The sequence below is a fragment of the Halorubrum sp. AJ67 genome (assembly GCF_000513435.1).
The window spans coordinates 75,838-77,582 of the sequence record NZ_CBVY010000016.1 but is presented as its reverse complement, the minus strand read 5'-3'; the positions used below and the strand labels follow the sequence as shown (position 1 = coordinate 77,582).

The following is a 1,745-nucleotide window of genomic DNA, read 5'->3' as shown; positions in this document are numbered from 1 at the left end:
GCCGCGCGAGGGAGTCGCTGGCGGTCGAGCGAAGCGAAGACCGCCAGCGACGAGGCTGGGGGGGTGTGAGGCTGCGGTGCTGTGCGTTCCCGCGAGCGCAGCGAGCGGGAGCACGGAAGTCGCAGCCCGCGCAGCGAAGCGAGCAGGACCGTCTTCCGGTGGGGCGGGACTCGAAGGGGCAGCCGCGAGGACGAAGACGCGCGACGCAAGGACCGCAGGGAGTGAGCGAAGCGAACGACTGAGGACCGTGGTTCGAGAGAGCGAAGCTCTCTCGTCATCACGAGACGCCTCCGGCGTCTCGAACGACAGCGAGCGCATCGAGTCCTCGCGGCTGGGGCTTCGGCGGTCTCAGTCGTGACGAGATCAGCGGTGTATAGCCAAGCGGCTGGGGATTCGAGAGCGCTCGCCGCCGATCCGTCGCCAGCCGCTCAGAGTGACACGTCCGTCTCGATGTCCTCGGTCGCCTCTTTCAGCCCGTCCTCGCGGGCGTCGCTCGCGAGCGACCCCTCGATGTCGGCGTCGGTGAAGAGATCGCGGAACGTGTCGCGAAACCGGTCGTTCGCCCGAGTCGAGGCGATGTCAGTGCGCGCGACCGCGGCGTAGCGGGCGACCCGATCGGGCGTCGCGCCGAGCTCCGCCGCGCACTCGACGATCGAGTTGCCCGCGCCGGTGAGCCGCTTCAGGTCGGCGTACGCGAAGTCGTCGCCCGCACCGTCACTGTCGGCCTCCCGGTCGGCGTCGCGCACGAGGTGGAGGTCGAGTCGCATCTTCCGAACCGTCTCGGCGTCGACATCTGTGGGGTCGATATCGGCCTCCTCCCGCTCGTCCAGCGCGTCGCGGAGCGCGGCCGCGGTCTCGGCGTCGTCGTCGTCTTCGAACCGCCCGCGGGCGACGAGGACGTACGCCGCATTGTCGAGATCCGTCGAGAAGCCGTACCGCTCGCGCATCGCGGCGACGAGGTCGAGCGCGGTCGCGTCGACCGACGCCTCGTCGGAGTCGATGAGGGTCCCCCGCGCCGCGTCCTGGCGCTCGGTGACCGACTCGGACCCGGTGGTGTCGACGAACAGGTCGCGGAGGTCGGCGGTCTTCTCGTCCATGGACGTACGTATGCGCCGGCACGGTAGAAAAGCCTCGTGTCGGGGCGGCGGCGCGGTTTCCCGGCGACCCGAGCATCCTCTCGTGACGAACCCGGCGGGACGGCGGGCGTAGGAGGTGTGTCGTATCGAAATGCAAATCCCACAACACCTATCACGCTTCCCTCGCACGACTGCGCATGAACGCGGATGGGAAGATTCAAACACTCCTTTTCGGCGTCTCCGGAGTCGTCTGGGTGGGATGCGGACTCCTCGTGGGGATCGGAATTTCACCGTTCATGTGGGGACTAACGCTGATCCTCTTCGGCTACTTTCTTTCCAGACTCGTTCAAGAGACGAAACGGCTTGCCGATGCTACCGAAAAGATCGCCGAACGATCGAAGTAGTCCGTGGGTGGCAGGCGCGAGACGACGGACGAGTTTTCACACCAGCCCGCCGACGGTGAACACGACGTAACAGCACGCCACCAGTGCGCCGGAGTGAAGCAACGCCGCGTAGCGCCCGCGGGCGGCGGTGCCGGCGAACCAGCCGGACGCCAGTACCGTCGCCTGCGTGACGACGTACAGCCGGAACCGCTCTAGTTCGGGGTACACTCCTTCCGGTTCCGTCACCGCTTCCGACGCGGCCGCGAACTCCGCGAGCCGCGCGGCG

Annotated in this window: 2 protein-coding genes and 1 pseudogene; 1 reads left to right on the top strand and 2 read right to left on the bottom strand. The window is 67.9% G+C overall.

The window, feature by feature from the left end; translation table 11 throughout:
* Positions 1-428: 428 nt before the first annotated feature.
* Positions 429-1,097: a hypothetical protein gene (locus tag BN903_RS12185; protein WP_048077981.1), complete on the bottom strand. Its 669-nt coding sequence runs from the start codon at positions 1,095-1,097 to the stop codon at positions 429-431.
* Between the two features lie 176 nt (positions 1,098-1,273).
* Between BN903_RS12185 and BN903_RS12180 the strand changes: the two genes are divergently transcribed.
* Entirely contained in the window at positions 1,274-1,480 is a 207-nt protein-coding gene (locus BN903_RS12180; RefSeq protein WP_048077980.1) for a hypothetical protein, read from the top strand.
* A 36-nt stretch (positions 1,481-1,516) separates the two neighbouring features.
* On the opposite strand, the pseudogene BN903_RS12175 reads toward BN903_RS12180, so the two are convergent.
* Positions 1,517-1,745, bottom strand: a pseudogene (locus BN903_RS12175) (hypothetical protein); the annotation flags it as partial.